General features: G+C 37.6%; 11 protein-coding genes. 6 read left to right on the top strand and 5 right to left on the bottom strand.

Features of this window, described 5'->3' with window-relative positions:
* Positions 1 to 238: 238 nt before the first annotated feature.
* Entirely contained in the window at positions 239 to 1,264 is a 1,026-nt protein-coding gene (murB, locus tag CHU_RS10805; RefSeq protein ID WP_011585594.1) for a UDP-N-acetylmuramate dehydrogenase, read from the top strand.
* A 321-nt stretch (positions 1,265 to 1,585) separates the two neighbouring features.
* Here murB and CHU_RS10810 read toward each other — a convergent pair whose 3' ends face one another.
* Positions 1,586 to 2,065 carry a deoxycytidylate deaminase gene (locus tag CHU_RS10810; protein ID WP_011585595.1) on the bottom strand — a complete coding sequence of 160 codons (480 nt, stop codon included), beginning with the start codon at positions 2,063 to 2,065 and terminating at the stop codon, positions 1,586 to 1,588.
* Positions 2,066 to 2,416: 351 nt separating this feature from the next.
* Here CHU_RS10810 and CHU_RS10815 point away from each other — a divergent pair, with 351 nt between their 5' ends.
* Positions 2,417 to 4,315 (top strand): ABC-F family ATP-binding cassette domain-containing protein, encoded by a 1,899-nt coding sequence (locus CHU_RS10815; RefSeq protein ID WP_011585596.1) that lies wholly within the window; start codon positions 2,417 to 2,419, stop codon positions 4,313 to 4,315.
* Between the two features lie 2 nt (positions 4,316 to 4,317).
* Entirely contained in the window at positions 4,318 to 5,577 is a 1,260-nt protein-coding gene (locus CHU_RS10820) for a DUF5103 domain-containing protein (protein ID WP_011585597.1), read from the top strand.
* 23 nt (positions 5,578 to 5,600) lie between these two features.
* Here CHU_RS10820 and cas6 read toward each other — a convergent pair whose 3' ends face one another.
* From cas6 to CHU_RS10835, 3 genes are all read right to left on the bottom strand, one after another.
* Positions 5,601 to 6,401 carry a CRISPR-associated endoribonuclease Cas6 gene (gene cas6, locus CHU_RS10825; RefSeq protein WP_011585598.1) on the bottom strand — a complete coding sequence of 267 codons (801 nt, stop codon included), beginning with the start codon at positions 6,399 to 6,401 and terminating at the stop codon, positions 5,601 to 5,603.
* 43 nt (positions 6,402 to 6,444) lie between these two features.
* Positions 6,445 to 7,542, bottom strand: a complete 1,098-nt coding sequence (gene ychF, locus CHU_RS10830) for a redox-regulated ATPase YchF (RefSeq protein ID WP_011585599.1) — start codon at positions 7,540 to 7,542, stop codon at positions 6,445 to 6,447.
* Between the two features lie 116 nt (positions 7,543 to 7,658).
* Positions 7,659 to 8,000: a DUF3276 family protein gene (locus CHU_RS10835; RefSeq protein ID WP_011585600.1), complete on the bottom strand. Its 342-nt coding sequence runs from the start codon at positions 7,998 to 8,000 to the stop codon at positions 7,659 to 7,661.
* 77 nt (positions 8,001 to 8,077) lie between these two features.
* Here CHU_RS10835 and CHU_RS18910 point away from each other — a divergent pair, with 77 nt between their 5' ends.
* Entirely contained in the window at positions 8,078 to 8,827 is a 750-nt protein-coding gene (locus CHU_RS18910; RefSeq protein WP_011585601.1) for a septal ring lytic transglycosylase RlpA family protein, read from the top strand.
* A 2-nt stretch (positions 8,828 to 8,829) separates the two neighbouring features.
* Positions 8,830 to 9,726: a DUF58 domain-containing protein gene (locus CHU_RS10845; protein ID WP_011585602.1), complete on the top strand. Its 897-nt coding sequence runs from the start codon at positions 8,830 to 8,832 to the stop codon at positions 9,724 to 9,726.
* 159 nt (positions 9,727 to 9,885) lie between these two features.
* On the opposite strand, the gene CHU_RS10850 is transcribed toward CHU_RS10845, so the two are convergent.
* Positions 9,886 to 12,153 (bottom strand): aconitate hydratase, encoded by a 2,268-nt coding sequence (locus CHU_RS10850; RefSeq protein ID WP_011585603.1) that lies wholly within the window; start codon positions 12,151 to 12,153, stop codon positions 9,886 to 9,888.
* 297 nt (positions 12,154 to 12,450) lie between these two features.
* On the opposite strand from CHU_RS10850, the gene CHU_RS10855 reads away from it, so the two are divergent.
* Positions 12,451 to 12,852, top strand: a complete 402-nt coding sequence (locus CHU_RS10855; protein WP_011585604.1) for a hypothetical protein — start codon at positions 12,451 to 12,453, stop codon at positions 12,850 to 12,852.
* Position 12,853 lies beyond the last annotated feature (1 nt).

The following is a 12,853-nucleotide window of genomic DNA, read 5'->3' on the forward strand; positions in this document are numbered from 1 at the left end:
TGTCTGCACGCAAGAAAACAAGATTTTGGCCTGAAGAATAATGCAAAAACTTGATTTACTTAATTTTAGGTAATTCTAAAATATATGAACATTATAATTTAGAATAATTACAAATAAAAAAGTTCCCTTTTTATGTAAAAAAACTGTTTTTATGGGCAAAATATTGCGATTTCCCAAAAAGCATTTGAAGGATACGAACTAAATGCGGATGTTTGTCCTAACATATCAGAAGCGATCAATGATTCCTCAAATTATACAGAATAAAGACTTAAAAAAATACAATTCTTTTGCCATTTCGGCACAAGCAAAACTCTTCACTGTTTTTAAATCGGAAAAAGAACTGCTTTCGATATTAGAAGAACTTGAAGAGCTGAATGAGCCCATGCTGTTACTAGGCGGAGGCAGCAACATGCTTTTTACAAAAGATTTTGAAGGGATTGTTCTTAAAAATGAGATTAAAGGTATTCAAATACTTTCTGAAAATGCAGACACTGTTTTGATCAAATGCGGCGCAGGTGAAGTGTGGCACGAATTCGTGTTATACTGCGTAGGTAAAGGCTGGGCCGGTCTGGAAAATCTATCGTTGATACCGGGCACGGTAGGCGCCTCTCCGATCCAGAATATAGGAGCTTATGGCGTGGAAGTGAAAGATACGATTGAATCTGTTGAATGCATTGATATTGAAACAAAAACTAAAAAACGGTTTTCAAACAGTGAATGTATATTTGGATACAGAGAAAGTATTTTTAAAAAAATATATAAAGGAAAATATGTCATTACACAAGTGGCTTTCCGCTTGAAAAAACAGCCAAAAGTAAACACCTCTTACGGTGCTATTCAACAGGTGCTGGATGAAAAAGGGATCACCTCTCCTACCATTCGGGATGTGAGTAACGCTGTTATAGAAATACGTAAAAGTAAACTCCCAAACCCGGCACAATTAGGCAATGCAGGTAGTTTCTTTAAGAATCCGGAAATACCATCAAAAGATTTTGATGCGTTAAAAACTAAATTCCCTGATATTGTATTCTTCCCTGGTACAAAACCTGATACCATAAAAGTACCTGCCGGCTGGCTGATTGAAAAAGCAGGGTGGAAAGGTAAAAGCATTGGCAATGTTGGTGTACACCGGTTGCAGGCATTGGTATTAGTGAATTACGGCGGGGCAAGCGGTCAGGAGATTGTTGATCTTTCTTTAGAAGTGCGTAAATCGGTAAAAGAGTTATTTGGCATTGAATTAGAGCCTGAAGTAAATATGATCTGATTATAACAAAAAACGGATACCTCTCACCTTGGTCCTTCACTCTGGTCTGTGGCACACAGCCCAACAAAACATCACCTTCGTCCGTGCTACACAAATCAACAAAGCAGTAAGTGTTGATAAATAAGATTGTTCTGTGTGCCACAGAACAAGGTGATGGTGAACATGATCTGATTGCCAAAAACAAGTGGTCTGACCGCTTAGATAGATCTTGTTCTGCATCCGGATAAATTCATGGAATAACAAACAAAGCGCTCTGACCACTCAGCTGCGTGCAACAGGAGTCAGCCAAGTGGTTCTGACAGCTGTGGCAACCAACAAAAATCATTCATGTATCATAGAAAAATCACCGGAGTATTTTTGAACTTCAACACCGAATTTTGACAAAAAAGCATTGCCTTCATCTACGTCAAGCCCTTTGTATTCGGCATAGGAGTGCAGGTAAATAACTTTTTTAACACCGGACGCAAACAACAAACGTGCACATGAAATACAGGGAGACAACGTTACATAAATTGTTGCTCCCTTTACTTCTGTGCCATTTTTAACAGCAAATAAAATCGCATTTTCTTCTGCATGTAAAGCTAAGGAACAGCTTCCTTTCGAATCACGCGGACAACCTTCTTCCGGCCACTCTTCATCGCAGTTGTGCGTCTTTTCCGGCGGACCGTTATACCCGATGGATATGATGCGTGTATCCTTTGTTAAAACAGCGCCTACATGCCTTTTAATACAATGCGAACGCTTGGCCAGATTAACGGCCAGTTCCATATATATATCATCAAAATCCGGTCTCTTATACATCTCTTTTCATCTGTGAATTAATCAGGAGATCAAAGATACAATTTCGTATGAGTAATTAACAGCGGCCAGCCGGAGATTCCTGCATAAATACAAATCCGTAGAATCTCTGGAGCAACAGAATTAAATCAGCATGGCATAAGGATTACATATTTACAGCAATGTTGTCCCACGTCTTTCCCATGTACCTCCCATGTATTTCTCATATCATATCAATAGAAACTGCCGGAAACAGGTAAGCTGTATTATACCGAACAGTATCCTTGGCATTTGACATAATGATCTATTCATAATTCTTTCGTGAATTCTTCCAAACAAATATTTTTACTGCTTAATTTTCGGTAATTTTGCAGCATGTTAACATTGAATAATATCTCCTACTTCATTGGCGGTCGCGCCCTATACAGAAATATCACCATGCAGATAAAACCCAAAGATAAAATCGGATTGATCGGTGCAAATGGCACCGGCAAGTCAACGTTATTAAAGGTAATTACAGGTGAGTATAGTGCGGATGAAGGGAACATTCAAAAAAGCAAAGACTGTACCATTGGTTTCTTAAACCAGGATCTGCTATCCTTCCAGAGTGATGAAAGTATTTTAGCGGTAGCCATGGAAGCTTTTGAAGAAGCGACCAAAATTCAAATCCAGATGGATCAATTGATACATAAAATGGAAACGGATTATACCGATGACATGATTGAAAAATTAAGTGCACTTCAGGAACGTTTTCAGGCACTTGAAGGATATACCATACAATCCAAAGCGGAAAAAATTCTGGAAGGTTTAGGTTTTTCAACCAACGATCTGAACAAGCCCTTAAAGAATTTTTCCGGAGGCTGGAGAATGCGGGTAATGCTTGCCAAAATGCTGCTTGCCAAGCCTGCACTGCTCATGCTCGATGAACCTACCAATCACCTGGATCTCCCATCCATACAATGGCTGGAAAACTACCTGCGCGATTATGAAGGTGCTGTAATTGTTGTTTCGCACGATAGAGAATTTATTGATAACTGTGTGAAAACAATTGTTGAAGTAGCCCAGCAAACATTAAATATCTATGCCGGGAATTATAGTTTTTATCTGGAAGAAAAAGAATTAAGATCGGAAATTCAAAAAGCTTCTTTTGAAAATCAACAGGCAAAAATTAAACAAACGGAACGTTTCATTGAACGCTTCAAAGCCAAAGCAAGTAAATCCACACAGGTACAGTCCAGAGTGAAAGCGCTCGACAGAATGGATATGATTGAAGATGTGGTGGAAGATAATCAAACCGTAAACTTCCGTTTCACATTTAAAACACAACCGGGCAGAGTAATTAATGAATTAAAGAATATTTCCAAAAGTTATGGAGACTTACATATTCTTAAAAATACTGATGCAAAGATTGAGCGTGGCGACAAAATCGCATTGATTGGTGCAAACGGTAAAGGCAAATCAACTGTACTGCGCATCCTAACCGGCGGTGAAAGTGCAGAAGGTGAAGTGGCACTTGGTCATAATGTAATTTCTTCTTTTTATGCGCAGCATCAGCTGGAATCATTAAATATAAATAATGAGATATTAGAAGAATTGAAGCAGCATGGCTCTAACCGGACAGAAACAGAATTACGGAATGTACTCGGCTGCTTCCTGTTCTCCAGTGATGATGCTTTCAAGAAAATTAAAGTACTTTCAGGTGGAGAAAAATCACGTGTTGCATTAGCAAAGACCTTAATCTCTGATGCCAATTATTTATTACTGGATGAACCTACCAATCACCTGGATATGGTATCTGTTAATATTTTGATTCAGGCATTACAGCAATATGAAGGAACATTGATCGTTATCAGTCACGACAGACACTTTGTTTCTAAAGTTGCAAACAAAATCTGGTACATCGAAGATCAGGAAATCAAAGTATATCCGGGAACATACGATGAATATAAATACTGGATCGAAAATATTAAAACTACCGGTGCAACGGCCGCTCCCAAGGAGAAGAAAGAACCTGTAGCTGAAAAGAAAAAAGCTCCGGCACCAGCTGCTGATCCGGAAATAAAAAAAATCCAACAGCAGATTTCACGTTTGGAAGAACAGATAACAGCACTTGAAAAGAAAAAAACAGCCGCAGAAGAACATCTCGCTAAACCGGAAGTATACGGCAATCCGGATCAATTAGCAAAAGCCAGCATGGAATTTGATAAAGTAGATAAAGAACTTTTACAGCTGCAGACGGAATGGGAAATGTGTGTTGAAAAACTGGAACAATAACTATGAAAAAAATCTATCTATATATACTTTTATTTTGTTTTACAGGCATCGTATCAACATATGGTGCCGATGTTAAACCAATCGATCATATATATTCAGATAAGATTAAATCGGTATTGTTTTATGCAGAACCTGATGGTTCAAGAGGGGTACCACTTGTACCTCTGGGTCAAAATACACGCCTCATTCTTGAATTTGATGAACTAAGCGATGAACAGGAATATTTTTATTATAAGATTTATCATTACAATGCAGACTGGACAGCATCCTATCTCTCGTCAAATCAGTATCTGAATGACTTCAATGAATTCCGTGTACTGGAAGCAGAGATGTCGTTTAAAACACGTATTTCGTTTTACCATTATACCGTAACCATTCCCAAAGTTAAAGTAAGCGGAAATTATCTTATTAAGGTCTACAGAAATTATGATGAAGAAGATCTTGCATTAACCCGCCAGTTTGTTATCTATGAAAATGCTACAACGATCATCCCGCTAATATCAAGGTCTGCAGTGCCCGCAGATGCATTTAAAAAGCAGCAGGTAAATTTTCAGATTAACTACAGCCAGCTTACGATAGGTAATCCATATGCAGATGTAAAAGTAGTTGTACGGCAAAACTTCAAAGACTACAATGCTATCAGAACACTTCAGCCGGCATTTATTGATGCCAATCAGAGCATGTTAAGTTATCAGTTTTTCAATAATGAAAATGCATTTGACGGAGGCAATGAGTTTCGTTTTTTTGATTTAAGAAGCGTACTCTTTAATGGTATGTATGTGGGAAAGGTAGTTCGTACCAATGAAGAATGCGATGCCTGGATACTGCCGGAAAAATCCAGAAAAGGGATTGCCTATACCTACTACGATGATATCAATGGTGCTTTCATTCCTCAGTTATATGAGAATTTAAATAAAACTACTGATCCGGATTATGTGAACGTACACTTTCAGCTGATGAGCGAACAGGCTCCCGGAGATGTGTACATTACAGGACGTTTTTGCAATTGGGAAATACTTCCGGAAAATATGCTCACCTACAATGCAACTGAAAAATATTATTCCTGTGCGTTATTTTTAAAACAAGGATATTACAATTATAGCTACGCCCTTGTAAATGCAGGTAAACGAGACGATATATACTTCGAAGGCAATTCCTCTCAAACGGAAAATGCCTACGACATAATCGTATATGTCCGCGCTCAGGGAGACTTATACGATCGTGCTGTAGGCTATTACAGTCAACGATTCAGAGGCCGTTGATGGTATTTGTTATTATTGTGTAATTAATCTTTCTTTATCGGATACGGGATAATACGCAGGTTCGGATCTGTGTTCGCAATATCTAACATACCGAAGCCTTTCTCTCCAAATACACCGAAGCCGCATGTAAATACAAACTCCTGCACTTTAGGGTGTGCATAGAACGTGAACGGAAAGGTATATCCTCTTACTTCATATTTTTCATCATCAATAAAGACAGGGAAAATACGCGCAAACTTCTTTTCTTCGCCTTTAATTTTTGTCAGGTAATCTTTATCCGGCACAAGCTGAAACTGGAAGTACTGAGCGATCTCATCCGGTGTAGATCCTGCGCGTTCCATTCTGTTCAATGTATTTTCATATAATGCATCAGAGAACACATCAAACGATGGATTTATGAAACGTTTTGCATCTACGGGATTATCCTGAGGTGTTATGATTGCCAAAGGAGACAAACAAATGTATTTCATCTCATTTGTAAAATCAGCTAATTTCTCCTGATCTACATTGATCGGATTAAGGATCAGCTTACCAAGATTAACCTCTGTTTCGTTGAATAATTGGTTCACCAAAGACTCAACCAAACCCGGATCGTTTGAAGAAAATATAAGGGTTACTTTACTTGAATAGAAATGTAAACCTTCTTTACCAACACGCGTCTGTCCCTTAAGGGCAGAAAAGTTGTAGAATACTCTTGATGGCTCTTTAATCGACTTTAAGTACTTATCGATATAAGGAGTCAAAAACTCTGAAATTAAATATTGATGGTGAAAAGGAACATACGATCCCTTGTTCACTAAACCAAATATTAAACGAACTCTCATACTATTAAATTAAAAATATTTAACATTCATTTTCTGATGATTACTAAACATTGAAACGGAAGTGCATAATATCTCCATCTTCGACCAGGTACTCCTTACCTTCGATAGATATCTTACCAGCCTCTTTGCATCCAGCTTCAGATTTATATGTTTGATAATCTTTTAACTTTATTACTTCTGCTTTAATAAATCCTTTTTCAAAATCGTTGTGTATAACACTTGCTGCTTTAGGAGCTTTCCAACCTTTTGTGATTGTCCAGGCTCTTACTTCTTTTACACCTGCTGTGAAGTAAGTGATGAGGTCAAGCAAAGCATATGATGCACGGATCAAACGGTTCAACCCGGAGTCTGTCAACCCATATTCCTGTAAGAACATAGCCTTTTCCTCCGGATCTGTTAATTCCTGTATCTGTGCTTCAATTGCTGCACAAACAATAACGATCTGAGCATTTTCTTTTTCTACTTCCTTTCTAAGGCGTTCAACATATTCATTACCATCCGGTAATGATTTCTCATCCACATTCGCTGCATATATAACAGGTTTTATGGTCAATAAGTGCAAATCATCCAAAACTGCTTTATCTTCCTGTGGCAAATCTAAAGATCGTGCGTTTTTGCCTTCTAAAAGATGATTTCTGTAAAGGGTTAATGTAACAACTTCTTTCTTAGCTTTAGCGTCTCCGGCTTTAGCCGAACGTTCTACTTTAGAAAGTTTTTTTTCAACCGAATCCAGATCTTTTAACTGAAGTTCTGTCTCTATAATTTCCTTATCAGAGATCGGATCCACTTTACCATTCACGTGAATGATATTGTCGTCTTGAAAACAACGGATTACGTGTACAATGGCATCAACTTCACGAATATTTGCCAGAAATTGATTTCCCAGACCCTCTCCTTTACTTGCACCTTTTACCAATCCGGCAATATCAACAAATTCAATAATTGCAGGAAGTACTTTTTCAGGCTTAACAATGCCTTCCAGAATACCTAAACGGTCATCAGGTACCGTAACAACCCCAACATTTGGTTCAATTGTACAGAAAGGATAATTTGCCGCTTCTGCTTTTGCGTTTGATAAAGCATTGAAAAGAGTTGATTTACCAACATTCGGAAGACCAACTATACCACATTGTAAACTCATTTTATAAAAAATTTAATTTAACGAATACAAAAGTAGTCATTATTCGCCAAAAAATTTTTTTAATGTACAAAAAATGGAATATTTACCTGTTTAAACAGTATTCTGAATGTAAGAAATTAATCCCATTTCAAATCCGTATCAAGGGATCCTGAATTTTCATCCTCGTCTTCTGTACGATCGAATTCAGTAAAATCCACATCAGGCATCAGTTCTGTCTTAACATAATCAACAGACTGCTGCAGCGCTTCTATAAATTTGTTAAAATCTTCCTTATAGAGGAATATCTTATGTTTTTCATAATAAAAACCATCGTCTTTAAAGCGTTTTTTGCTTTCAGTTATGGTTAAATAATAATCATTCGAACGCGTTGATTTAATATCAAAAAAATAGGTACGTTTCCCCGCCTTCACACGTTGAGAGTAAATCTCCACATTATCCTTGTCTTTTTTCTCTTCCACAATTCAAAATTGTTAAATTACTATGTAAGTAAAACTAATTTATTTTCTTTAAATTACAAATAAAATAAACATTATCAATGCAGCGCATTAGAATCTTTGTTTCATTAGTAAAAAACCTAATTATCAAAAACATACATTCAAAATTTGGATTTATCTTTGTCCTTCTTTTTTGCCTGAACTACACCCTTTTTTCAAAATCAGAACCAACCACAGGAAGTGCCAGTTACTATGCGAATAAATTTCAAGGCAAAAGAACTGCTTCAGGAGAAACCTACGATAAAAACAAATTTACCGCAGCACACAGGACATATGCGTTCGGAACAAAATTAAAAGTCACCAATATTAAAACAGGGATTTGGATCCAAGTATATGTAAATGACCGCGGTCCGTATGCAAAAGACCGGATCATTGATGTATCTTATGCAGCGGCTACAGCGCTTGGTATGATCCAGCCCGGAACCATTCAGGTAAAACTAGAGATCTTAAGCGATGGCGATGTGATTGAAATACCGCCGCCGGTTGTTCATAATCAAAAACCAAATTCGCTTTCTCCAGGCTTCTATTCTACTAAATTGGAGCCTATTCAGCGACCCAAAGGATATCTTCTGCAAATAGGCGCGTTCAGTTCATATGAGCACGCTTCTAGGCGTATCGGCGAATTAGATGACTATACCATCGGAGCACCCTGTATTGAGCTTATAACGGTCAAAAAAAAGAAATTATACCGGGTAATCTACTCTGGTTTTGCGACCAAACAAAAAGTTACTCAGAAACAAAAAGAATTAAAGAAAAAAGGATTTGATAGTGTGATCCTATCTCCAAAATAACAATGAATTTAGAAGAACTAGGCGAGTACGGAAATCTTGAATTACTAACTAAAAAGTTAGTGGACGGATTCATAACAGGGAAACATAAATCACCTTATCACGGCTTTTCTGTTGAATTTGCAGAACACAGAAATTATAATCCGGGTGACAATACCCGTTTTATTGATTGGAAAGTATATGCTAAAACAGATAAGCTTTTTACCAAGCGGTTTGATGAAGAGACAAATCTTCGCTGTGTATTGGCGTTAGACATAAGTTCTAGTATGTATTTCCCCGAAAATACAAACGACAAACTCCGGTTCAGTACCATTGCATGCGGTTCTTTAGCGAATTTATTGCAAAGGCAGCGTGATGCCTTTGGTTTATGCCTGTTCAGCGATTCGATCGATTACATGAGCCAGACGAAATCAACGTCTATTCATTTACACAATATACTTATACAGCTTCAGCAAACGCTGGATAAACAGCCAGCGCAAAAAGTAACCCATCTGCCGGAAGTACTTCATTTGCTTGCAGAGCAGATACACCGCCGGTCAATGGTTGTTGTCTTTACGGATTTTTTAGGTGAAGATAAACGTATGGAAGAATTGTTCACTTCTCTGCAACATCTGAAACACAACAAGCATGACATTATTTTATTTCATGTCTGGGATTCACAGCAGGAAGAATTGTTTGAATTGGAGGATCGTCCCTACCTATTGACAGACGCGGAAAGCGGTGATCAGATAAAAATTTATCCGCAGGAAATTAAAGAAGAATATTCGAAAAAAGTGCAGGCATATTTTTATGAATTGAAACTCAAGTGCGGTGATTATGGCATTGAATTTATTGAAGCCGATATCCGAAAAAGCTTTGACCAGATCTTTGTCCCGTTTTTGTTGAAGCGAAACGCGATCTAGTACTAAGTATAGAGTATAAAGTACTAAGTACAAAATGCATCGCCTTTTAAAGAACCTTTAATAGCTAATACACGTTAGTAAAAAAATAGCGCATTCAAATGTATCATTTGATGCGCTATTTTTTTTGCTCTGTACTAAGTACTCAATACTATATACTACTTAAGCTCCAACATTAGCTCTGATGATATTTAAAGCGCCACCGGATTTGAACCACTCAATCTGTTGTTCGTTGTAGCTGTGATTTACTTTAATCTCTTCTTTACTTCCGTCTTTGTGATTTAACACCAGTGTTAATGGAACGTTTGGCGCAAAAGTTGTTAAGCCTAAGATATCGATGGAATCGTCTTCCTGAATCTTATTGTAATCATCTTTGTTTGCAAACGTTAAACCAAGCATACCTTGTTTTTTAAGGTTTGTTTCATGGATACGTGCAAATGATTTAACCAATACCGCACGAACACCTAAGTGACGAGGTTCCATGGCAGCATGCTCTCTTGAAGAACCTTCACCGTAGTTTTCATCACCTACAACGATAGAGCCGATTCCCTGAGCTTTGTAAGCACGCTGCGTAGCAGGTACAGGACCATAAGTACCTGTTAACTGGTTTTTAACATCATCCGTTTTATCGTTGAAGAAGTTAACGGCACCGATCAACATGTTATTAGAAATATTATCTAAGTGACCTCTGTATTTCAACCATGGACCAGCCATAGAAATATGATCGGTTGTACACTTACCTTTTGCTTTGATCAATAATTTAAGGCCTTTAAGGTCTGTACCTTCCCAGGCACTAAACGGATCTAATAACTGTAAACGATCAGATGTTGGAGAAACAGCAACCTGAACGGCAGAGCCATCAGCAGCCGGAGCCTGGAAGCCTGCATCTTCAACAGCAAAACCTTTTGTAGGAAGTTCATCACCGAATGGAGGGTCTAATTTTACTTTCTCTCCTTTATCGTTGATCAATGAATCTGTGATTGGATTGAAAGAAAGATCACCTGCAATAGCAATAGCAGCAACCATTTCAGGGGACGCTACAAATGCAAATGTATTCGGGTTACCATCTGCACGTTTTGCGAAGTTTCGGTTAAACGAGTGAACGATTGTGTTTTTCTCTTTTTTCTCCGCACCTACACGGTCCCACATACCGATACATGGGCCGCAGGCATTTGTAAATATTTTTGCATTCAGGTCTGTGAACGTACCCAACAAACCATCTCTGTCTGCCGTATAACGAACCTGTTCAGAACCCGGGTTGATACCGAATTCAGCTTTTGTCACTAAACCTTTAGCAATAGCTTGTTTTGCGATAGAAGCAGCTCTTGATAAATCTTCGTAAGAAGAGTTTGTACAAGAACCGATCAAGCCCCACTCTACTTTTAACGGCCATCCGTTTTTCTCTGCTTCTTCTTTCATTTTAGAAACAGGAGTAGCAAGATCCGGAGTAAACGGACCGTTCAAGTGCGGCTCAAGTTCAGAAAGATTAATTTCAATTACCTGATCGAAATATTTTTCAGGAGAAGCGTATACTTCAGGATCTGCATTTAAATGCTGTTTGATACCGTTAGCTAAATCTGCAACATCTGCACGGCCTGTAGCACGCAGGTAACGCTCCATAGATTCATCGTAACCAAATGTTGACGTGGTAGCACCGATTTCAGCACCCATGTTACAGATTGTACCTTTACCCGTACAAGACATAGAAGTAGCGCCTTCGCCAAAGTATTCTACAATAGCACCTGTACCACCTTTTACAGTTAAGATACCAGCTACTTTTAAGATCACGTCTTTAGGTGCTGTCCAGCCATTCAATTTACCGGTTAATTTAACACCAATTAATTTAGGGAATTTAAGTTCCCATGGAAGACCAGCCATTACGTCGCATGCATCAGCACCACCAACACCGATTGCCAGCATACCTAAACCACCTGCGTTTACAGTATGTGAATCTGTACCGATCATCATACCACCCGGGAATGCATAATTTTCTAAAACTACCTGGTGGATAATACCTGCACCTGGTTTCCAGAATCCAATACCATATTTATTAGAAACAGAACCTAAAAAATCAAATACTTCTTTACTTTCTTTATTTGCAAAAGGTAAATCCTTTGTTGCTCCTTCTTTTGCAGTAATCAAGTGATCACAGTGTACGGTAGATGGTACAGCAACTTTCGGTCTTCCTGCCTGCATAAATTGTAACAACGCCATTTGGGCCGTTGCATCCTGCATAGCAACACGATCCGGATTAAAATCAACATAAGATACACCTCTTTCATACACCTTTGTCGCTGTACCTTCATCCAAATGAGAATAAAGAATTTTTTCAGTAAGCGTTAAAGGTTTGCCTATCAACTTTTTTGCTGCCTCAATTCTTTGAGGCATAAGAGAATAGACCTTTTTTATCATCTCCAAATCAAATGCCATAATCCTTCTTTCGTTTTAATTAATGTTTACCATTATAATTAGACAAAAATACGAAAAGAAATAATAATAAAAATTCAAAGTTTTATATTATTGCAAGCTTAAATACATAATATTGAATTACGGTTAATTTGCTATATGAGATAGAAATATAGATTCAAAACGACAGCTATACTCTTAACAATTGTTAAAATAATTAAAAAAAATATCAAAATGAGTGAAAAAATAAACATTCATCAGATTCATGCGTAAGAAGCATTGATGTGAATAGTTTAAAATTAAACCTAAACAATAACGATTATGGTAAATATGTACGCGATCAGAAAACAATTCTTCATTGCAATCGGCTTATTTTCATTTTTCTCTTTATTTGGTTTTTTAAATGCTCCTGCAAACGCTTCGTTTGAAAACACATCTGTTGATGTTCACAATGCTCCTTCTATTATTGCGGGCAGCATTGATTTTGATATTAAAAGCAGAAACCCGCTATCGAATTTAAATAATGGTACGATTGAATTAAAAGTCATAGAAGGAAAGGCGCCGTATAAAATTCTGGTTTATTCTACCACTATGCCTTTAAAGGAATATCAGGTTTCTCAGGATCTATTATTAACAAACCTGGCTGCCGGTGATTACATGATTGTAGTAAGTGGAAGAGATAATGCGTATAGAAGTAAAACAATCACCTTAAGCCAGGAATAGT

This window comes from Cytophaga hutchinsonii ATCC 33406, assembly GCF_000014145.1.
Lineage (GTDB): Bacteria > Bacteroidota > Bacteroidia > Cytophagales > Cytophagaceae > Cytophaga > Cytophaga hutchinsonii.